This is a genomic window from Flavobacterium cerinum, from assembly GCF_024496085.1.
In the GTDB taxonomy this organism is placed as follows: domain Bacteria; phylum Bacteroidota; class Bacteroidia; order Flavobacteriales; family Flavobacteriaceae; genus Flavobacterium; species Flavobacterium cerinum_A.
Genome location: NZ_CP101751.1, coordinates 1,308,321 through 1,330,371, shown reverse-complemented (window position 1 = coordinate 1,330,371; position 22,051 = coordinate 1,308,321). Strand labels below are relative to the sequence as shown.

Annotated in this window: 17 protein-coding genes; 7 read left to right on the top strand and 10 right to left on the bottom strand. The window is 37.7% G+C overall.

Annotation, left to right across the window (positions count from 1 at the left end):
• Positions 1–5: 5 nt before the first annotated feature.
• The gene (locus NOX80_RS05900) at positions 6–6,182 is read right to left on the bottom strand and encodes a T9SS type B sorting domain-containing protein (protein WP_256552387.1); all 6,177 of its coding nucleotides are present in this window, start codon (positions 6,180–6,182) and stop codon (positions 6–8) included.
• A 133-nt stretch (positions 6,183–6,315) separates the two neighbouring features.
• On the opposite strand from NOX80_RS05900, the gene NOX80_RS05895 reads away from it, so the two are divergent.
• The 4 genes from NOX80_RS05895 to NOX80_RS05880 all read left to right on the top strand — a co-directional run bounded on the left by NOX80_RS05895 (position 6,316) and on the right by NOX80_RS05880 (position 10,347).
• Positions 6,316–7,215: a NifU family protein gene (locus NOX80_RS05895; protein WP_256552386.1), complete on the top strand. Its 900-nt coding sequence runs from the start codon at positions 6,316–6,318 to the stop codon at positions 7,213–7,215.
• An 81-nt stretch (positions 7,216–7,296) separates the two neighbouring features.
• The gene (locus NOX80_RS05890; RefSeq protein ID WP_256552385.1) at positions 7,297–7,497 is read left to right on the top strand and encodes a dodecin family protein; all 201 of its coding nucleotides are present in this window, start codon (positions 7,297–7,299) and stop codon (positions 7,495–7,497) included.
• Positions 7,498–7,515: 18 nt separating this feature from the next.
• Entirely contained in the window at positions 7,516–9,561 is a 2,046-nt protein-coding gene (locus NOX80_RS05885) for a thioredoxin domain-containing protein (protein ID WP_256552384.1), read from the top strand.
• 12 nt (positions 9,562–9,573) lie between these two features.
• A complete protein-coding gene (locus NOX80_RS05880) occupies positions 9,574–10,347 on the top strand; it encodes a mechanosensitive ion channel family protein (RefSeq protein WP_256552383.1) in 774 nt (257 codons plus the stop codon).
• Here the strand turns inward: NOX80_RS05880 and tsaB are convergent.
• The 3 genes from tsaB to NOX80_RS05865 all read right to left on the bottom strand — a co-directional run bounded on the left by tsaB (position 10,334) and on the right by NOX80_RS05865 (position 13,913).
• The gene (tsaB, locus tag NOX80_RS05875) at positions 10,334–11,008 is read right to left on the bottom strand and encodes a tRNA (adenosine(37)-N6)-threonylcarbamoyltransferase complex dimerization subunit type 1 TsaB (RefSeq protein ID WP_256552382.1); all 675 of its coding nucleotides are present in this window, start codon (positions 11,006–11,008) and stop codon (positions 10,334–10,336) included. The two genes, NOX80_RS05880 and tsaB, sit on opposite strands and share 14 nt — an antisense overlap.
• Positions 11,009–11,153: 145 nt before the next feature.
• The gene (locus NOX80_RS05870) at positions 11,154–12,473 is read right to left on the bottom strand and encodes an efflux RND transporter periplasmic adaptor subunit (protein WP_256552381.1); all 1,320 of its coding nucleotides are present in this window, start codon (positions 12,471–12,473) and stop codon (positions 11,154–11,156) included.
• A gap of 6 nt (positions 12,474–12,479) precedes the next feature.
• Positions 12,480–13,913 (bottom strand): TolC family protein, encoded by a 1,434-nt coding sequence (locus NOX80_RS05865; RefSeq protein WP_256552380.1) that lies wholly within the window; start codon positions 13,911–13,913, stop codon positions 12,480–12,482.
• A 142-nt stretch (positions 13,914–14,055) separates the two neighbouring features.
• Here NOX80_RS05865 and NOX80_RS05860 point away from each other — a divergent pair, with 142 nt between their 5' ends.
• Positions 14,056–15,447 carry a DUF4403 family protein gene (locus tag NOX80_RS05860; RefSeq protein ID WP_256552379.1) on the top strand — a complete coding sequence of 464 codons (1,392 nt, stop codon included), beginning with the start codon at positions 14,056–14,058 and terminating at the stop codon, positions 15,445–15,447.
• A gap of 147 nt (positions 15,448–15,594) precedes the next feature.
• Here the strand turns inward: NOX80_RS05860 and NOX80_RS05855 are convergent, their stop codons facing one another.
• Entirely contained in the window at positions 15,595–15,975 is a 381-nt protein-coding gene (locus NOX80_RS05855; RefSeq protein ID WP_256552378.1) for a hypothetical protein, read from the bottom strand.
• 322 nt (positions 15,976–16,297) lie between these two features.
• Here NOX80_RS05855 and NOX80_RS05850 point away from each other — a divergent pair, with 322 nt between their 5' ends.
• Both NOX80_RS05850 and NOX80_RS05845 read left to right on the top strand, forming a co-directional pair.
• Positions 16,298–16,540 carry a hypothetical protein gene (locus NOX80_RS05850; protein WP_256552377.1) on the top strand — a complete coding sequence of 81 codons (243 nt, stop codon included), beginning with the start codon at positions 16,298–16,300 and terminating at the stop codon, positions 16,538–16,540.
• Positions 16,530–17,270 carry a zeta toxin family protein gene (locus NOX80_RS05845; RefSeq protein WP_256552376.1) on the top strand — a complete coding sequence of 247 codons (741 nt, stop codon included), beginning with the start codon at positions 16,530–16,532 and terminating at the stop codon, positions 17,268–17,270. Before NOX80_RS05850 ends, NOX80_RS05845 begins: the two co-directional genes overlap by 11 nt.
• 21 nt (positions 17,271–17,291) lie before the next feature.
• Here NOX80_RS05845 and NOX80_RS05840 read toward each other — a convergent pair whose 3' ends face one another.
• From NOX80_RS05840 to NOX80_RS05820, 5 genes are all read right to left on the bottom strand, one after another.
• The gene (locus tag NOX80_RS05840; RefSeq protein WP_256552375.1) at positions 17,292–17,705 is read right to left on the bottom strand and encodes a helix-turn-helix transcriptional regulator; all 414 of its coding nucleotides are present in this window, start codon (positions 17,703–17,705) and stop codon (positions 17,292–17,294) included.
• A 464-nt stretch (positions 17,706–18,169) separates the two neighbouring features.
• Positions 18,170–18,616: a hypothetical protein gene (locus NOX80_RS05835; RefSeq protein WP_256552374.1), complete on the bottom strand. Its 447-nt coding sequence runs from the start codon at positions 18,614–18,616 to the stop codon at positions 18,170–18,172.
• 419 nt (positions 18,617–19,035) lie between these two features.
• Entirely contained in the window at positions 19,036–19,503 is a 468-nt protein-coding gene (locus NOX80_RS05830; protein ID WP_256552373.1) for a hypothetical protein, read from the bottom strand.
• Between the two features lie 8 nt (positions 19,504–19,511).
• Positions 19,512–20,117, bottom strand: coding sequence for a hypothetical protein (locus NOX80_RS05825; RefSeq protein WP_256552372.1), 606 nt, complete (start codon positions 20,115–20,117; stop codon positions 19,512–19,514).
• A gap of 770 nt (positions 20,118–20,887) precedes the next feature.
• Positions 20,888–21,973: an RHS repeat-associated core domain-containing protein gene (locus NOX80_RS05820; protein ID WP_305880320.1), complete on the bottom strand. Its 1,086-nt coding sequence runs from the start codon at positions 21,971–21,973 to the stop codon at positions 20,888–20,890.
• Between the last annotated feature and the right edge of the window lie 78 nt (positions 21,974–22,051).

Below are 22,051 nucleotides of genomic sequence, written 5' to 3'. Positions count from 1 at the left end.
TTGGGTTATCTTTTTAATGAGAAATGCGCTTTAAACTCTTTTAATTCTCCATTCTCCGTATAGTTCACTGTGAACCAGTAATCTGTTGATGGTAACGGTTGTCCGTTTAATGTTCCATCCCATCCGCTTACTCGTGATGGCTTGATCTGTTTCAATAGTTTGCCGTAACGGTCAAATATATAAATTTTTGCATTGACATCGTTTTCTAAATCACCAATATTCCAGAAATCATGGTAATTATCACCGTTTGGTGTGAAATAATGCGGATAGTTGATCACTGTTACATTTCTTACGATTGTGGCCGCACAACCTTTCATATCGTAAACCGTGATCGTATGTGTTCCTGAATTTACATTAGTAAACACAGGGCTAGACTGGATATCACCTTCGTCTAACTGATACATATACTCTCCGATTCCGATTGCCTGAACCGTTATCACCTGATTATCCGTAAAGGCATTCGATACCGTATACGTTACCTCGGCCGGTTCGGATTGGGTGATTACTACTTCTGCCGGTAACGATACACAACCGGTTACTGTACTGGTTGCAATTACCGAATACGTGCCCGCATGGTTTACTTCATACGTTGAACCTGTTGCTCCCGCTATCGGTTGTGGTGCTCCACTTGCATCATCCTCATACCATTGGAATGTATGCGTTGCTGCATCTAATCCACTGTCAATAATATGGGTATTCAGAACGTTTCCTGTCTCCTGATCAACACATACAAATCCTGCATTTGGTGTCGGCTCCGGTAATCGGAATACGGTAATATTAAAACGTATTTCTGCAAGACATCCGTATGCACTGTACGTATTTTTAACTACCGCAATGATCTCATGCGTCAGGTAATCTGTAATCGTATAAGCTCCCGGTGTTCCAATTGGCGTTCCGTTGGCTAAATCAGCATCTGATGCATAATAGCTTACACTAAAGTTCGGATCCGCTGCTTGTACAGGACCTAAGATCGTAGCATCTAAACTGCTTAAATCGAAAGTTTCTGTTCCGTCATTCAAATCATCACATCGGGTAATATCCGGTATATCGGTCGCTTCGGATCCTCTTTCCACAAATAACTGGAAGCTGGTCGTGTTGTAACAACCTGTAGCCGTATTCACTACACGTACATAAATCGTCTCACCGTTTACCGTACTTGGGTGGTTCGTTGCCAATGGCGCCGCTCCACTATCAGCATCCGCCTGAGTAGCATGGTACGTTACCGTATAACCTGCAGGACCTTGACCTGCTAAAGCTTCCGGGGTTTTCGTACTTAAATCAAATACTCCACTTCCCGTGAATGGAATCTGACACATATGGTAATCCGTTACAGGACCTGCCGCCGGTCTTGGATTCACTATCAATGGCTGTTCTACTACTAATGAACAACGGTCACGGTTATTAGCCGGGGCTGTAGTCACCCGGATCCAAACACTGGTTAGTGCGTTTCCGTTTCCATCAACATTCTGCCAGTTCGTTGGTGTTGCAATAGCGTTGATTCCGGCTAATGCATCGGTCTGACTTGCGTGGTAGGTTAGAACATAGTTCGCATTATTGCGGATATAGTTCGCATTTACCGTTACATCAAAAAACGTAATGCCATCGCCAGGATAATCATCATCACACAATACCAGCGGTGCCGGATCAAATTTCGGTTCCGGTAATGGTGTAACTCGGATTGTTAAGGTAACATAGCTGCTACATCCTGCTCCGCTTATCACTTCTACTAACAAAGTTTGTACTGTAGCTGTATTAGGGAAAGCTGTTGGATTGGTGATCAACGTTCCAGGGTTTGGCGGTAAAGCCGTACTGCTGTAATATTTGAACGTATAACCTGTTGCACCTCCGGTGATCTGTGCCTCACGAATGGTTAAATCAAATATCTGACGTTGATCATTCGGTAATGCGTCATCACATAAAGTGATCTCATCCGGTTGCGTTAATTGTAGCGGACTGTTTACAATCAGCTTAAAGCTGCCGATAGTATAACATCCCGTAGCGATATGCGTTACACGAACCCAGATCGTCTGACCGTTGGTGCCGATAAAGTTTCCGTTTGATACTATAAACGGAGTTCCGTTCTCTGCATTGGTCTGCGAAATATAATAGTTCACTTCATAATCTGTAGCTGCACCTGTTTGAGCTGCTAAAATTGTAGCCGTGTGTACTGTTAAATCAAACGTCGTCTGGTTGTCATGCGGATTAGAATCCGTATCACACTCATCTAAATCCAATAACGTTGGCATAATAGGCGCCGGTTCAACTCGTAACTGGAACGAGTAAACACTCTTACATCCTGTTACGTTGTTTGTTGCCAATACCCATAAAGTCTGATTCCAAGGGTTAATGTTCTCATATGGCATGATCGTGATTGGGAACAAGCCGTTTTGAGCATTTTGTTGTGTTTCGTGGAAACTTACCGTTACATTGGTCTCACCACTTAACATATCAGTCACTAAATCATTCAAGTCAAAACTTCCGATTCCGTCATTGTTAGTTCCATCACAAACCGTAACCGGTGTTGTTGGCATAATCAATACCGGTAATGGCTCTACTCGTAAATCCATAGCCGTTACCGAGTAACAGCCCGTGGTACTGTTGGTTACATTAACAAAAATCGTTTGAACAGTCGCAACCTCATTCGTGTATAATGTCGGTAATTCCGTTCCTGCTACATTAGCATGAGCTTGCGCCTCTGTTTTATAGAACTTAACTTCTAATCCTGTAGCCGTTCCGATAATCTCAGGGATCTTAGTCGATAAATCGAACTGCTCGTATAACGGCTGACCTGTGTAATCACACAAAGTATAAGCCGGTACCGGCATTGGAACCGATGGTAATGGGTTTACGATTAATTGGAATGAACCTACTGCGATACATCCATGCGCATTCTGCAACTGATACCAGATCGTTTCCGGGTTGCTTCCGTTTTGGTAAGCTGTCGGTACAGTAATAGGGCTGGTTCCCGCTAAAGCATTCGCTTCACTTAAGTAATACGTTACCGTAATTCCTGTTTGTGTTCCGCTTACTTCTGCATCTTTTGTAGTCAGATTAAAAATCTCTACTCCGTCGCCAGGTGTACTGGTTTCACACAACTCATAGTTACTTACGTTTTGTACAATTGTAGGTCTTTCATGAACGATTAACGTCAAGGTTGAGAAAGACGCACAAGCATTTACTCCTGTATTAACTACTCGGATATATAAAATCTGACTAACAGGGTTAATATTGGTATATAAAGGCATTTGGATCGGATAGTTTCCTAACTGCGCATCTTCCGGTGTTTCATGGAAAGTTACGGTAAGGTTAGGATCACCGCCAGTAATCTCTGCCAGTTTTACACTTAAATCAAAAGTTACAACTCCGTCATCGTAGTTGTCATTACACATCTCTAATGGTGTAGGATTAAAGATTGTTGGTGCCACTACTGTAGTTACCGTATGACTTCCGGTTTGCGCCTGACTACAAGCCGGTGTTCCGCTTGAAGTAACACTGATCAACTGATAAGTAATCGGTCCCGTTAATGGTGCTGTTGTAACTGAAGCAGTTCCCGCACTGTTTAAGGTAACCGTTAAAGGTGTTGTATTACCGTCAAATGTATAGGTAACCGTTGCATTTGGTGTTCCGTTGATGACAATCGTAGCGGAACTTCCGGAACATACTGAAGCCGGTCCGGTAATGGTCGCCTCAGGTAAAGCTTTTACGCCAATTGTTACCGATGCATTTTGGTTCTGAGTACATACCGGAGTTACTGCCGGATCGGTACTTACACTCATTAAACTATAAGTCGCAGCAGCCGTTAATGCAGGAGTCGTAATACTCGCATTTCCGGTAGCATCTAAATTTATTGTCATTGTTGTGGTTCCGTCACTATATGTTACCACGCCGTTTGCAGGACCCGTAAAACTTACAACTGCTGTATCGCCCGAACAAATTAAAGCCGGCGCACTGATCGTAGCAGTTGGTAATGGATTTACTGTGATAGTAGCACCCCCACTAGTATAAGAAGTCATACAAGCCGGTGTTCCCGAAGAGATGATCCTCACCAAGCTATAAGTTGTATTTGCTGTTAAAGGTCCTACTGTTACGTTAGCCTCTCCCGAAGCATCCAATGTCACAGACAAATCAGTTGTTCCGTTATTATAAGTCACGACAGCATCCGGTGTTCCGTTAAACGTTAACACAGCTGTTCCGCCGGAACAAATTGTTGCGTCACCGGTTAATGTAACTGTAGGCGGTTGGAAAACCGTAATAGAAACATTCCCAGTTAAATTTTGAGTACATTGCGGTGAATCGTTACTCACTACACTGACTAAACTGTAAACTGTATTTGCAGTTAATGGAGGTGTCAGTACTGATCCGCCACCCGTAGCACTTAAAGTAATACTAGCATCTTGTCCATCAACTTTATAATTTATAGTTGCTCCCGGCGTACCTTCGAAACTGATAACAGCTGAACTACCACTACAAATGCCTTCCGGGCCAGTCATAAAACCAATCGGTAATGCCTTAATGATTAACTGGAAACTGGTTGTTCCGAAAACCGTAGGATCATCCGCTCTTTCCATACGGATATAAACCGTCTGAGTACCTGTAGTGAATGCATTCGCAGGTGTAATCGGACTTGTATTATTGTCGGCCGCAGTTTGCGTAAGATGGAATGTAATATTATAATCAGCAGCAGCTTGTCCGCCTAATATTGTAGTATAAAATTGTGTCAGATCAAACGTTTCAACACCATCATTGTTTGTATCACAAACTGTCACATCATCCGGTCTAACAGGATCGGCAGTACAAGACATAACATTCACATCAAATTGACGGGTAACATAACAATCATTTTCTCCGGTAGAAACCCTAACAAAAATTGTTCTCGTAATCGCAGTCATGTAGTTAGATGGATCTTGAATATACCCACCTCCACCTGGTAAATCATTAGCATCAAGATGGTATGTTATAATCGTACCCGGATCAAGTCCGGCTAAAATAGCTGCATGGTTCTCATTCAGGTCAAAACTAACAGGAGTTGTACCATCTCCACATTTAAAGAGATCAACCGGAGTACCTGCCTGAATCTGCGGGAAGACTTCGACCCGGATCGGATCCGGCTGCTGTACACATGCACCTCCGTTATTAGTAATAATCACCCCGTATAACCCCGGTGCAGAAACCCCATAAGATGGTCCGTTCGCTCCCGGAATATTATCTCCGTCAAGTGTCCACTGAAAAGTATAAAAAGCAGGATCTAATCCTGTTGATAAAGTTCTGATTTCTCCCGGGCATAATGCACCAAGGTTATCAACTGTTAAATCACTTCCTAAAGAAGCCTGACCAACATTAAAACTTCCTGCTTGTAAGAATACCGCAGAATCGTATAATGTATCAGTTCCACTTAGTCCTCCTCCATCAGCAATAACCATTTTAATTCTATAAGGCGTGTTCGGAATAACGGTACCGGAAGCACTCATTACTTTTGTTCTACCATTAAACTGAATCGGAGCCGGCGGAAAACCGTTTTCCGGATAATACATTCCGAAATAATTTGAATTTGCAGAAGGGCAATCAGTATTATTTACAGCGTCTTTTACCGTAAAAACAGAAATGGGCTGCGTCGTTCCCGGCACAACAGCCAGATTCGTACTCTGACCCGTAACCAAATTTGTTAAAATAAAAGCAAAGGCATCCGAATATTCAGTACTACATTGGTACATTCCGTATTCTTCTGAAGCAAAAAGGAAATTAAAACTAAAACTATCCGTTAACGGCGTAAAGTTAAATTGGATATAGCTGGCATTGGTATAGTTAAACGAATTCGTTATAACACCTGCCTGAATCATCTGTGTTTTCAGATCGGCATCCCCTGTCCAAGACGAACTACCCTGACTTAAAATACTGGTATTCGGTCCGGGTGCTGAAGTTGCTCTACCGGTACTTAGAATAACACCGGATTGAATCGGGAAGTTAGGGTTTGTATTTTGAAAATAACCGATTCCGTTTTCAGACCCTTGTCCGTTCGTATTCCCGGTTCTCCAACTAATGTTGGAAATCTGTGCACACTGGGAATTGATTAAAACATCCTGCACCAATTGCGGAACGGTATAAGTATTCGAATTTACTGTAATAGGCTGTGAAAAGGCCACAACAGAAAACAGTAAAAACAGTAAAAAGTAGCGTTTTTTCATATGTGCTAAAGCTTAAAAGATCGCCTATTTTGGGGTTAATCGGTTCCTTTATGTTAATTTTTCCTTTAAAATTTCCAAATATACTTATTCAAACGATATATGTTCGTTAAATTTGCAAAAAATCACAAAAAAAATGTTAAAAGTAACAATACGAGATACGCAAAACCCTGCCATTGTGAAGTTTGAATTTCCGGATTTCATAACAAAAAGTGAAAGTTTCGAGTTTAAAAACATCGACGAAACGGCGCCGTCCCCTTTAGCTAAACAGCTTTTCTACCTTCCGTTTGTAAAGACCGTCTATATTTCCGGTAACTTTATTGCTATCGAAAAATATTCGATCGTAGAATGGCATGAGGTAAAAGAATTATTAGCCGAACAAATCGAAAGTTTTGTTGACAAAGGCGGTAAGATCATTAACATTGAGGAAAACAAAAGCAAAAAATTACCGGTTACCGTTTACGCAGAGACTACTCCTAACCCATCGGTTCTGAAATTTGTAGCGAGTCGCTTACTTACGAAGACCAGTGTTGAATTTAAAAACATTGATGAAACGGCTGCATCTCCATTGGCTAAGGAATTATTCAAGCTCCCTTTTGTAAAAGAAGTTTTTATCGATGAAAATTATATCTCAATCACCAAGTACGACATCAGTGAGTGGCAAGAGATCACACAGGAGGTTCGTACTTTTATCAAAAACTATGTTGAAGAAGGAAAAACGATAATTGATGAAACACAGATCGTAAAAACGGCTGGTCACGAAAAACAACAGGAAGAGTATTTTAATAGTCTGGATGTAACATCACAACAAATTATCAATATCCTGGATGAATATGTAAAACCGGCTGTTGCATCGGATGGCGGTAACATTATTTTTGATTCGTATGATGAAACGGAAAAACGCGTTAAAGTGGTCCTTCAGGGTGCTTGCAGCGGATGTCCGTCATCGACCTTTACCTTGAAAAACGGTATCGAAAATATGCTGAAGGAGATGTTACACGATCAAAATATCAAAGTGGAAGCGATAAACGGCTAATTTAAACGTTTCTTCCTACTCATTGTTTTTTAAGCTTTTATACTTATCTTTAATAGCTATAACCTTTAAATTTAGCAAATTATGGGCGTATTAAAAGTAATCGAATTACTTTCCAGCTCGGAAGTAAGTTGGGAAGAAGCCACAAAAAAAGCAGTTGCCGAAGCTTCGAAAACACTAAAACACATTCGTTCCGTTTATGTTCAGGAACAAAGTGCCGTTGTTAAAGACGATCAGGTAACCGAATTCAGAGTAAATCTGAAACTCACTTTTGAAATAAAATAAATCAATACAGGCGTTCAAATGAACGCCTTTTTTAAAACCATGAACGAACTCCAACACGAATCCAGTCCTTACCTACTCCAACATGCCAACAATCCGATACATTGGAAAGCGTGGAATGATACAACTTTGGCTACAGCCAAAACCGAAAACAAACTAATGATTGTAAGTATCGGTTATTCTGCCTGTCACTGGTGCCATGTAATGGAACACGAAAGTTTTGAAGACAATGAGGTGGCTCAGGTAATGAATGCCGGTTTTATTGCTGTTAAAGTGGACCGCGAGGAACGTCCCGATGTGGATGCTATCTATATGAAAGCGGTTCAACTAATGACCGGACACGGCGGATGGCCGCTAAATGTAGTTTGCTTACCGGATGGCCGACCGGTTTGGGGTGGTACCTATTTTAAAAAAGACAATTGGATCGACATTCTGAATCAGCTTTACAACCTGTATCAATCCAACCCGGCCAAGGTTACGGAATATGCCGAAAAATTACACGAAGGGATTTCATTTCTCGGAATCGTCAATCATACCAATGCTAATCCGGAAGAACAGGATCCGGCTCACATTAAAGCTTTGATTGAGAAGTGGTCCAAAAGTTTTGACTGGGAATTCGGAGGTTATGCCCGAGCTCCTAAATTTATGATGCCGAATAACTATCTTTTTTTACAACGATTCGGCTATCAGACGTCATCTAAAGACCTGCTGGATTTTGTTGACCTTACATTAACCCGAATGGCCTATGGCGGATTATTCGATGTTTTGGGCGGTGGTTTTTCCCGCTACTCCGTTGATATGCGATGGCATGTTCCGCACTTTGAAAAAATGCTGTATGACAACGGTCAATTGATGAGCTTATATGCCGAAGCTTACAAACGTACTCAAAGTCCGCTTTACAAAGAAGTAATTGAAAAGACAATGGATTTTGTACAACGGGAACTTTTAAATCCTGACGGCGGTTTCTACTCAGCTTTGGATGCCGACAGTATAAATCCGAAACAGCAACTGGAAGAAGGCGCTTATTATGTTTGGCAAAAAGAAACGTTGCAACAACTTTTACAAAGTGATTTCGACATCTTTTCTACACTATTCAATATTAATGATTTCGGTTATTGGGAACACGATAATTATGTTCTGATTCAAAGTCAATCACTCGAAAATATTGCAGATCAATTCGGATTGACGGTAGCCGAACTGGCACACAAAAAACAACAATGGGAACGATTATTATTCCAGGAACAACTAAAAAGGCCTAAACCGCGTTTGGATGACAAGTCTCTGACATCCTGGAATGCCATTATGCTAAAAGGTTGTATTGATGCCTATAATGCTATCGGCAATAAAGACTATTTAAAACTGGCTCAAGACAATGCTTCCTTTATCATACAACGCCTTTGGTCAGATGAAGGCCATTTATGGCACACTTATAAAAACGGACAAAGTACGATTATCGGCTTTTTGGAAGATTATGCCTTTACCATTGACGCATTTATTGCTTTATACCAAACTACGTTAGAAGAATCGTATTTATACCATGCTAAGCAATTAACCGATTATTGTTTTGATCATTTTTATGATGAAACGCAGCAATTCTTTTTATTTAAAGCCAAAAATACCTCAGCCTTAATCGCCGAACATTACGAGATTGAAGACAATGTTATCCCTTCATCCAATTCGGTAATGGCCGGCAATCTGTTTACGTTGGGTATTTTATTCCATAACAGTCATTATGAGAAAACAGCTATGCAAATGCTCAACCACGTTATCCCGAACATCGATTACGGTTCTGCCTTTTCCAATTGGCTTAATTTATGGATGAACTTGTCAACTGATAATAAAGAACTGGCTGTTTGCGGCTCCGATGCATTATCGATGATCCAACTGATCAACCAAAACTATCTGCCGCATGTTATTGTCGCCGGAAGTACAACAGCATCCGATATCCCTTTTCTTCAAAATCGATTTGATGATAACGATACGCTGTTTTATATTTGCGAAAACAAAAATTGCCAGCTTCCTGTCAATACAATAACAACCGCTTTAAACGAATTAGCAATTAAATAAAAGACCTCCCCCATGGAACAAATGAATAACTTTTTTATTCACTATTTTAACGTACTACTGGATTATTCACCTAAAGTAATCTCGGCTCTCATCATCCTGTTTCTCGGGATTTGGGGTATCCGTTTTATTCGTAAGATTGCCGAAACGGTAATGACCAAAAGAGAATTGGAACCGACATTGATCAAATTTTTACTTGATTTCCTGATTTGGGCACTGCGCGTCTTATTATTCGTATCGGTAATTTCTAAATTAGGTATCGAAACATCCTCATTTGTTGCTATTCTGGGTGCCATCGGTTTGGCTGTCGGTTTATCATTACAAGGATCGCTTTCTAACTTTGCCGGCGGTGTATTGATCATTCTTTTCAAACCATTTAAAGTAGGCGACACTATCGAAGCACAAACGGAAAACGGAAAAGTATTGGCCATTCAGATTTTTTCAACTAAAATCCTGACCGCTCAAAATCAGATTATTTATATTCCAAACGGAATTTTATCAAACGGTAAGATTAAAAACTTTTCGCAACAAACCATTCGTCGAACGACTCTTGTAGTTCCGACCGGTTATGATTCCGATATTAAAACAATTAAGGCGCAGCTCGAAGAATTGATAAAAAATCATCCGAAAATACTGCAAACACCGACACCGGAAGTAATCATCAGTGATATGGGTGAAAAGAATCTGATCTTCTCCCTCCGTGCCTGGACCAATAATTCCGATTACGGAACGGTTTGTTCCGAGCTTCTGGAAAAGAGCAGTAAAATTGTTAAGGTTACGACTTCTTAGGTTTTGTAGTCATTACAAAATCTTTCAGATAAAAAGGTTCAAAATAAGCGACATCTACCGTGTCGCTTTTTTGATACTTATCAAATGACAATCGGCTCATTTCTTTTGCCGACGGATATATGATTGCATCGTGGTATACAAATCGAGGATCATTCAGCAGTGCTTTACATTTAGCAGCGCCATCACCTAAAAGATGAATAGTTCCTTCTAATCCGTCATATGTAGTTGCTTCAATAATTTCAGCTTCAGTAGCACGCAATTTTTGGTACGCCGAATCGAAAACGGCTGTAAAAACTTCCATTCGACGGGCATCGATCATCGGAATAATTTTCCCTTCCGTTACGCTTAATTGTCGTGCCAGTGTTTCCAATGTATCAATTGCTATTAAAGGTAAATTCAAGGCATAACAAAGTCCTTTTGCAGCCGACACCCCAATACGAAGTCCGGTATAGGAACCCGGCCCCTGACTTACCGCTATCGCATTTAAATTCTGAAACGTTAAGCCGGCCTTTTGTAAAGCCTCTTCAAAAAAGACGTGTAGTTTTTCAGCATGCGAATAACCTTCTTCGGCCAGTTCCATACAAACCAGTATTTCGCCGTCTTTAGCAAGGGTTATTGAGCAGTTTTTTGTAGCAGTTTCGATATTTAAAATGTAAGCCATCTTCGTAAAAATTATTGGCAAAGATAGGTATATATTTTTTTGCCACGGATACAATACTTTCCCTGCATTTCAGCTCGAAAAAATAGTGCAACCGTGGCAAATGGGTTATCAGGTAAAACCTGATGGTAATCAAAAAACTAAGCTATTATTTTTTATCTTTTTCTTTATCCTGAGTTCCGGTTTTTTTTATAATGACCTTATCACCCGGTTTCAAATCTTTTGTTACAGTAGAATACGGACCGGTAATAATCTCATCTCCTTTTTTCAATCCGCTAACGATTTCGATATTCGTATCGTCCTGGATTCCGGATTTAATTTTACGTAATTCCGCTTTACCGTTCACTTTTACAAATACACATTCGTATTTCTTTTCGTTAGAACCTTTTGTCTTTTCTTTTTCTTCTTTTTCCAGTTCTTGAACGATGTCTTTTTTCTCACCTGCAATATCAGCATCCGTTTTCATAACCACGGCACTAATCGGCACTGCTAAGATATTCTCTTTTCTTTTAGTTTCAATGTCTACAGTAGCAGTCATTCCCGGACGGAAAGGAGAATAATTAGCCGGTTTTCCTTCTACTAAATCCTGATACGATTCTTTTAAGATACGTACTTTCACCTTAAAATTCGTTACCTGATCTGCTGTTAAAGCTGAACTCGCCGAATTTGAAATACTGGTTACAATTCCTTTAAACTCTTTTTTCAGATAAGCATCTACTTCAATTTTAGCCGGATCTCCGATGTTCACTTTTACGATATCGTTTTCATTAACATCTACTTCCACTTCCATATTGTTCAGGTTAGCTACGCGAAGCATTTCGGTACCTGCCATTTGTTGCGTTCCTAAAACACGTTCTCCCAATTCTACATCCAGTTTCGAAATCGTTCCGTCAACCGGAGAATAGATTGTAGTTCGGTTCAGGTTGTCTCTTGCTTCGGTAACGGTAGCTGTAGCGCTTTGTACATTGTAATAAGCCGATTGTTTAGAAGCCATAGCCACTTCATAAGCCGATACAATTTTATCCCATTCCGATTTTGAGATTACGCCTTTATTATACAATTGTTTGTTTCTTTCGTAATTTGCTTTCGCTTCTTTCACCTGCGCTTCCGCCTGACTTAATCCGGCTTTGGATGTCGACAATGATGCTACAGTTCTGTTAAGACCCGATTCATATAAATCCCGCTTGATACGAACCAACAAATCCCCTTTTTTTACAATTTGTCCTTCTTTAACCGGCAAATCAATAATCTCTCCGGAAACATCCGATGAAATTTTCACTTCAATTTCCGGTTGAATCTTACCGGTAGCCGAAACCGTTTCGACAATAGTCATCTGACCGGCCACTGTGGTTTCCACTTCCGTTCCTTTTTCTTTATTTCCGATCGCTCCGGATTTACTTAATCCAACCAGAATAACAATCAACAAGACAACACCACCAAGTAGTATATATTTTGTACGCTTTTTCATATTTTTTTATTTTTGAATAATCGGCATTCCAAAGTAGAATTCCAATATTTTCGTTCTGAAGATATAATCATATTTTGTTCGTAACACTTCTGATTGCGCATTGACAAACAGGGTTTGTGCCTGAGTAAAATCAAAGACATTCATTAGTCCCACTTCATAACGCTCTTTAGCATAGTTAAATGATTCCTGTCTTGCTTCGAGTGTTGCCACAGCCGCTTCATAGGATTTCAATGATCCTTTGGTATCGGTATAGGCGGTATAAACCGTTCTTTCCAGGTCCAGTTCCTGCTGCTCCAATGCTATTTTAGATCGCTCCAATGCTACTTTAGATCGCTCCACACCATTTCTGACAGACAATCCGTTTAAGAGCGGAATATTAAGTGAGAATCCGAAGTTCTGTCCTTTGTTATTACTAAACTGATCAAAAATAGGCTCCGGACTTCCTAATATCGGTCGGTAATTATTTTGCATTACCTGTAAACCGTTTTCTGTAAAATACTGTGTCCCGATAACCGGGTTATTCGCATCCTGCTGGTATCCTATAACTCTGTCGGCATAAGCAGCGCGCGTACTGAAACTATAAAACCCCTGAATTGACGGATGGTATTTTCCTCTTGCGATTGACAAATCTTTTTCGGCGATTGAAACATTGGCTTCCGCAATTTTCAGATTGGCTCTTGTTTCTTTTGCTTTTTCAAAAATATCTTTCGGATTTTCTAACAATACGCTACTGTTTTGTACCGGTGTTTCCGAATCGGCGATATCGAAGTCCTGGAAATTATCGATCTGTAACAACTGTGCCAGACTCAGCTTCGAAATCAACAAAGCATTTTCACCTGCAATCAGTTTTTGATTATCCGACATAACCGTTGCTTTCACATCCAGCAAATCGCCTTTCGGTACTACTCCTGCATCTACTAATTCCTGTGTACGCTCCATTTGTTTGGTATCATATTCCAACTGTTTGGTTTGTACTTTCAGGTTTTCTTTATTAAACAGAATCTGCAAATAGGCATTTACGACATTCAGCGATACATCTTCCTGCATTTTTTGCAACTGATACTGTGAAGCGATGATCGACAAATTGGCTTTACGCAACTGATTCTGATGCTGTAACCCTCTGTAGATATCAATTCCCACATTTAATCCTGCCGACGTATACTGAATGGTTTGGTTTTCTAAAAGACCGGTTGTAATGTTCTGGTTCAAACCAACGTTCCAGGAGTGAGACGCTTGTCCGTTAATGGTTGGCAGGAAATTTCCCCAGGCATCTTTTTTGGAAATATCGGCAACCTGTTTATCTAAAACCGATTGTCTGATCGAAATATTCTTCTCCATTGCGTGATTCACACACTCTTCCAAAGTCCATTTTTTAGCTTGTGCTTTCATTTGGATTGTTACCATTGATAACCCCAAAAGCAGCAATGTTGTGTTCTTCATATTATTTATTTTCCTACAAATATAAAATTTCTGTGCACATATCACTTTGAATGCGGTACCGATTAGACGCAATTCTTTAACAAACGTTACAATTTTATTTCAATAAAAACCTACTTTTACCGAAGATTTATAGCAGAACCATATGAAAACTTTTTTCTCATTCCTGGCGCTCTTTGGCCTTGCAATGTTAATGACCCGCTGCGGCACAACCGGTAAAATCAATACGCTAAAACCGGAACCTAGCGACAACAAGCCCGCGGTTTACGAAACCACTACATCCTTTATCAGTCTTCCGGTAGACATTCCGTTAAAGGAAATCGAGAATCAACTGAACAAATCACTGAACGGATTGATTTATAACGACAGTATTCTTTCCGATGACAAAACGGAGATGAAAATCTGGAAACAGGCTCCGATCAAATTAACGGAAAAGGACGGTAAAATCCGATCGGTATTACCGCTTAAGATATGGGCCAAATTTAAATATGGAACGGACTTTTTAGGTTTAAACGACACAAAAGAGATCAACCTTAACGGTCAGATTATTTTATTAAGTGACGCCAAATTATCCAACTGGAAATTAACTACCACATCGGTTATTGAAGATTTCGAATGGAAAGACAGTCCGAGTATTGTAGTTGCCGGTAAGAATGTACCGATTACTTACATTATCAATCCAACCATTCGTTTGTTTAAAGCCAAGATTGCCAAAACGATTGATGATGCGATTAATAAAACTACCGATTTTAAACCACAGGTATTAGCTGTTCTGGAGAAGATCAGTACGCCATTTAAAACCAGTGAAATTTACGAAACCTGGTTTAAAGTTGTTCCAACAGAATTATATGTAACGGATGCTATTCTTTCGAAAAGCAAGATTACGATGGATATGGGATTAAAATGTAAAATGCAAACCATCGTAGGTCAGGAGCCGTTAAACTCGTTTAAAAAGGAATCGATTGTTTTAAAACCGGTTGCCAAAATGCCGAATAAAATTGAAGCGACTGTTGCAGCGGTTTCGACTTATGAAAGTGCTTCACGTATTATAACCAAAAATTTCCAGGGTAAGGAGTTTGCTTCCGGCAGCCGAAAAATCACGGTACAAAAAGTGGATTTATGGCATAAGGACGGTAAAATGATCATTTCGTTAAGTATGACGGGTAGTCTTGACGGCACCATTTATTTGTCGGGTATACCAAATTACAACGCGATCACAAAGGAGATTTATTTTGATCAGATGGATTATGTTTTAAACACAAAGGGTATTTTAACGAAAACGGCCAACTGGCTAATGCAGGGTTATATTCTGAATAAGATTCAGGAAAGCTGTCGTTATTCGATTAAGGATAATTTGGAAGAAGGAAAAAAGAATATGTTACCGTATCTGAATAATTATTCACCGATGAAAGGTGTTTTTGTAAACGGAAATATCAATGATTTTATTTTTGATAAGGTCGAACTAACGGATAAAGCGATTATTGCTTTTATTAAAACTTCCGGACAAATGAGTATCAAGATCGACGGAATGGATTAATTGATAACAATAAAAAAACAAAACCCCGAACGACATGTTCGGGGTTTTGTTTTTCATTTAGATAGTTATAAATTAGGTTTTATTTACTTCTTTATTTACTCGGATTGCAAATCCGAGTGATCGGGGTTTTATGTCCTAATTGATACATTATCCCAAATTAATATTCTTAAACCAGTCTATTTGAAATAGCTTATCCCACTTTTTAAAATACACGTCTAAATCGGAATCCCAAAAAAATGGCGATGAACAAAATTCTGACAGTTCTTCAATGACAGCAGAGAATCTTCTTTCAAACATTATATCTGAATCATCTGCGTTTTCCATTACATTACTGTAATACTTATTTACAAAATCATAGATATGCTCTTTTTCAAGTCCATTTTTTTTCAATTCATACAATCTTGAAAATAATTCAATTACAAAAATCCTATAATCATCAAAATTCATTTTCGATACAGTATGATAATTAAAATTATCCTCTAAATATTTTTCAAATTCTATTTTCGATTTGAAGGCGCTATTTTCCATAATCCTTGTGTTTGTTGAATTCTTTCATGAAAAGTTTGTATTATCATATCGATTGCAGGAGCTATCCTGTAATAACTTCCACTTATAGGAGTAACCTTTAGCCCAGATCGCGCGGATTTTTAATCCGTGTAAAGCTCAACAATTAAAACAAAAATAGTATATTCAAAGTCTTATTCTACTACCAAAAAACAAAAAACCTAACCCTGTATAAGGTTAGGTTTTACTTTTATTTATTCTCTGGGATTGCAAATCCGAGAGACTTTGCATGACTAAATCAAATTTAGTATCTTTGAGAGAGTATTAAAATTAGATTTGTAAAATCATGAGCCAAAAAAAAATTTTCAGAAAAGATAACTTACAAACAAAATCACTTGTTAAAGCAAGCAAGGAAGTTGCTATTAATGCTGTAAGACAATCTAAGGCATTGGATCTTACAATCACATATATCGAAAACGATGCCATTTATGAAGAACATCCCGATGGCACAGTTACTTTAAAAAAAAGAGTTGAAAAGAAAGAGACTCCTATTCTTCTAACCAAAGGAATGATATTCCATGCCAAATAGAAGAATACGAATTTTTGCAGGACCAAATGGCTCCGGTAAAAGTTCGCTTTTCTCGGAATTCACCAAAGTATATTCTACAGGTACTTTTATAAATGCAGATGAAATAGAAAACAAATTAACTACAAAAGGTTTGATTGATTTGAATGAATTTAACGTAGTTGCTTCACAAGACGACCTAATTTTATTCTCTAAGCTACCTAGTTCTATTTCACTTATAGCAAAAGCACAACAAGAAAATCATCCTATTACTATAAAAATAAGCAATAATTGCATTGTCGATCATTCCAAAGATTCACACAGCTATGAAGCTTCTTATGTAGCATCTTTTATCAGACATATACTGATACAACAGGGAAAATCTTTTAGCTTTGAAACTGTAATGAGTCATGATTCTAAAATAAAAGAAATTCAAGACTTATTAAAATCCGGGTATCAGCCTTATCTCTATTTTGTTTGCATTGATGACCCTGAAGTTAATATCTCACGGGTAGAAAACAGAGTTAAAAAAGGAGGACACGCCGTCTTAAATGAAAAGATTATAGAACGATACTCCCGAACTCTTAAATTATTACATCAGGTACTTCCACTATGCTACAGGGCTTATCTTTTTGACAATTCGGGAAAAAAACTAATCATGGTTGCCGAACTCTACAACAATGAGATGCAATTACTAACTGACACCCCTCCGCAGTGGTTTATTGACTATGTCCTTCCGTATTATACGACATAACTCGTCTTCATAATCTTAGTCTTATTTCTCTTTAGCCAACTGCTCTATCTTCGCCATCATTTCGTCTTTTTCCATTAGCATCCGTTCGTATAACGCAATTTTTTCTTCATGCAGTTGAATCAGCTTATCAATAGGATTATAATTATTGATTACAACTCCAGCGTTATCATTGAATGTACTAGATATAACAGTTATTGCCAATTCTTCATCAAAATTTTCGATTGCCTGAACGGGTATTTTTAATATTTGGGCTACCTGTGCGAGAATATCGGTTTCAATATTTTCTTTTTGTTCCAGCAACGACACTTTTTTCTGACTCCAGTCATCGCCAAGTTCATAAGCCAAAGCTTCTTGTTTGATTCCTAACATTTCACGAAAGCGTTTGATGTTTCTCCCTTGATGTACCTTTTTGCCTGAAGTATCGAAATGCGACATAATTACTATTTTTTGATGAATAACGGGTATAAATATACTTAAAATTATAGTTCTAAAATATTCCCCGATAAGGACAATATTGACACCTATAATACAAAACTTATAATTTTGATACTACATTAGCTTTATATTGACTTTATATTGACTTTGTATTGGCTTTGTATTGGCTTAATAAACTATAGCCATAGATTTTAAACCAGTTTCAACTTTTCTAAAAAAAAACAGGCTCAGTAAAACAAAAAACCCAGATCGCGCGGATTTGTAATCCGTGTAAAGATCCACTTGTCAAACAAAGATAGCATATCCAAAATCTTACCCTACTGTTAAAAAACAAAAAACCTAACCCTGAATATGTATACGGTTAGGTTTTACTTTTATTTATTCACTCGGATTACAAATCCGAGCGAGCTAGAGGATTATTTAATACATTGCTGGAAACTTATCACTAATCCTGAAACTATCTACTATTCAACCTCTTCAGTAATTGTAGGTTCTTTAAATAAATCAGATTCTTTTGAAAAACCTTTATTTAAAATAAAAGATTGGTCAATATGTGATTTACTATATAGACCTTCTGACTCTGCAATTTTGTATTTTTTTTTATAAACTCTAATCAAAACAAATGCACTTCTATCTAATTTAATATTATAGTATCCTTTTTTATTTGTAGAAGTCTCGATTACTTCATTTCCTAAATACGAGGAATAATCAGTATAATCATTATCCTTTTGTTTGTAAGTACTATTAAATACTACCACTCTACAATTGTCAACTGGATATTTTAGTTCGTCATAAATATATCCTTGAACAACAACATTTTCAACGTCTGTATTATTATTGAAAAACAAAACTATTGACATAATAATGTAAACTACAATTGCTGATATAACGAAAATAAGTATTTTTTTCATTTTTACTAATTATTAATTCTTTCTTTTATCCTATTCATGATATTCTTACTTCCTAAATTTTGTATTTGACCGTGTGACATACCTTTACCAGATAACTTAATATTTTTCACAGTTGCTTTACCTTCAGAAGAATGTGGATACCCTCTAGAAGCTGGAGAATTACCCGATCGCGCGGATTTGTAATCCGTGTAAAGCTCCACTTGTCAAACAAAGATAGCATATCCAAAATCTTACCCTACTGTTAAAAAACAAAAAACCTAACCCTGTATATGTATACGGTTAGGTTTTATTCACTTCTTTATTCACTTCTTTATTCACTCGGATTGCAAATCCGAGCGAGCTGGTTATTGCTTGATTTGGGATTTGAACTGCGCCCATCACTGTATCCGAATGCCGTTTTTATATCCTAATTTGATACATTATTCAATTTTTTCACCATATTTATCAGTTACATTCATCCCCCCAATATTAATATTAACAATTGTCACATCATCATTAACATCAGAATTTTTTTTTGCATCGCTTTTATAAATGATACCTCTATACTTGTTTTTATTTTCAACGTAATTATCAAATATTACATCTTCATTAGACTTATTTTGTATCACGCAATTTTCACCATCTAATAGGATTTTTTTTGGTAATCTGTCGGTAAAAAAAAGCGAAATATCATTAACATTACTTGTCTTAATAAAATTATCTGGTTCACTTATGCCATAATACTTTCCAGAAGTTATATAACATTCATTTCCCATTTTTTTCCATACAGTAATACTTTGATTATTTGGCAAATCAAGAAAATACCTTTTTTGATTCAAATAAATAAATAACCCGACAACTAGTATCGAAATTAAAATTATTAAACTTGCTTTTTTGTTTTGTCTCATAATATAGATTATTTAGGTCCTAAAAGAGTATTCTTAGCTTTAGCAGCCCTGATTTGATTTAATTGATTTTGATAACGTCGACTAAAATTTGCTGAACCCACATTATGACCTACTTTTTGCGCCATTTGGGTCGGCCTGCCTTCTGTTGCAATACCTTTTTCCTGCCATGACTGGAGTCCATCAAATCCAAGTCTAGAAACTCTCCAAGGTTGTCCTGCATTTCCTGCAACATAACCCGCAGCAACATTTCCAAAATCTCTAGCCGATGCAAAAACTGTTGTACCATTATTACCTTGAGAAAAACCATCTACGTTTTGAAACAACATACCTCTATAACTATACTGATTTCTTGACATTCCTTCTGGTCTATCATTTACATCTCTAGTTTTAAAATCATAATCTGCACCACCGACTGCATTTGGCATATAGTTAAAAATTGTTAACTCACTATTGTTTATAATCTCTTGGTTTAAAAAATTAATACCGCTTACATCAGAACCATCTATTTGAGCTCCAACCACTCCATTACCTTGCTCATCTAAAAACGAATATTCCGTTAGTGATTGACCTATAACACCCGATCGCGCGGATTTGTAATCCGTGTAAAGCTCCACTTGTCAAACAAAGATAGCATATCCAAAATCTTATCCTACTGTTAAAAAACAAAAAACCTAACCCTGTATATGTATACGGTTAGGTTTTACTTTTATTTATCCACTCGGATTACAAATCCGAGCGATCTGATGTACAACACAATTTAAAATTGCGCAAAGTCGGGAGACATTTGCGCAGCCCGCACAACGACATTTATCTATTCATAAGAACACTTCGCGGAGCGGGGGAACATAAGTCGAAATGTACTGTTGAAAACTTAATCGATGGTGCTTATGGCAAAATGAACCTTTTTAAAAAAACAAAATCCTAACTTTTTCCGGTTAGGATTTTTTGTTTGAAATGCTTTATGGGCACGGATTGCAAATCAGGGCAATCAGGACTGTTTTGAAATAATCGCTTTATAAAATATACTTGTAAGAACTAACACACTAATAATAACAAGGTATACACCATTTAAATAATCTAATTGTGATGCTAAATACGTATACATCAAATATTCTAGAACTAACAATATGAAAATTAAACTAGAAAAAACATATACGTTTTTTAATTTGAATATATAATAAATTGGGGCTATCAAAACAATTGTAAACAATGTAGGCAAAGCTAAGAATATGAAAAGATAATAAAATATGTCTTGAAATGTTTCCAGATTTTCCACTGAAATCAAAGCATAATTATCATTTTTGAACATCATTAATATGTAAAATAAAAAATATTTTACATACATATACAACACAATATTTATAAGTTTAGGTTTAAGCATAATTTATCTTTTGTAAAATGTTGTTGGATAGTATGAAAAATTGTATGCCCTACCACCACTGACAGGCACAGGTTTATAATTAGCACTGTGAGTCTTAACAAATGAAGGTTGATTATATTGCATCATTTTTACGTTTACAAATCCGTTATTTGAAGACATATTTAAAGATGCGGATGGAAAAATTCCTGTATATGCATCTACATTAAGCACTCCATTTTTGTTGTTGTAATTTATGTTTAGCTTTTGGGCAACATCAACAATTTTATACCCTCCCGCATTCAAACCAACCTCTTCTATCGGAGATACACTTGCATGCTGCTCAAAATTTATGTTTACACCTGAAGCAGTAGATTTTGCAGTCAAAGTGTTATTATCACCTCCTTTACCTGGATAAAAATCTCTTGCAGCACCAATAGGAGTATCACCAATTTGAATTGATTTGGAACTCGATATACTTGTTAATTCCCCCTTTTCGTTTTCATTTCCTGTAATAGTAACAGTTGAAGTTAATTTTTCTCCAGCAGCCATATTCCCGCCTGGACCATCCCAAAGTTCACCATCAATGTAGCTATTAAAATTAAATGTTAAAGTCTTTCCTAAATAAGTATCACCCTTTTGGGTTGTTTCAGGCGAATTCGCATTATTGTCCCATCGAATTTTGTTATCAGAGCCTAATACCCAATCATCATTATCCTCAGCAGACATACCTGTCGGGTCAATCAAGTTAATCGGATTCTGCATCGTATAATTATACGGATTCCAATTCGGGAATTGTTCCGCTAACGGGTCAACACTCAACCAAATATTCGTTCTCGGGTCGTAATATCTCACCCCATAATAGTATAGCCCAGTCTCCTCATCCAGTTCTTTACCATTAAACTTATAAGGGGAAGCATAGTTTTCTGTAAAACTGTGCATTTCCACCATTGTTTCCCCGAATGGTAAATTTAAGAAAAATTGGTACGGCATTCCATTCGCATCTGTTAAATACGTACTCGATCCCAAATGATCCGGATGGTAGTAATAAATAACCAGATCGCGCGGATTTGTAATCCGTGTAAAGCTCCACTTGTCAAACAAAGATAGCATATCCAAAATCTTACCCTACTGTTAAAAAACAAAAAACCTAACCCTGTATATGTATACGCTTAGGTTTTATTCACTTCT